Genomic DNA, 469 nt, shown 5'->3' on the forward strand with positions numbered 1-469 from the left:
GCATGTCGCCCTGCATCCGTCAGAGACCCTAGAGCGGATGTGCGCACGAGTGCTAGCCTATGCGTTGTGCTATGAAGAAGGGATTGAGTTCACTAAAGGCTTGAGTACTGACAATGAGCCGGATGTATGGGCGCTCAATTATAGTAGTGAGATTGAACACTGGATCGAGCTTGGTAAGCCAGACGCGAAACGTCTGAAAAAAGCGATTGGCAGAAGTAAAAAAGTCACAGTGTTCAGTTATGGTGGTCAGGATGTGGAGCAGTGGCTGGAGAGCATTAAAAAAGATGCGTCGATTCGCCATGGTATTACAGCGTTTCGTATCGACAAAGAGCCGCTTGAACAGCTCGCCGGTATGGCAGAGCGAACAATGCAGATTGGAATGATGATTCAAGATGATTTGGTTCACGTCTCGTTCGGGAGTGAAATGATAGAGTTTAAGCTATACAACTTGCTGGACCGCGCATGAGTC

1 protein-coding gene is annotated in these 469 nt (G+C 48.2%); it reads left to right on the forward strand.

All coding sequences use genetic code 11. The features are described from left to right. Window positions 1-466 (forward strand): YaeQ family protein (locus A3750_RS05690; protein WP_068548091.1); only part of this gene is annotated, 466 nt, incomplete at its 5' end. Window positions 467-469: the final 3 nt, after the last annotated feature.

Source organism: Oleiphilus sp. HI0079 (assembly GCF_001635105.1).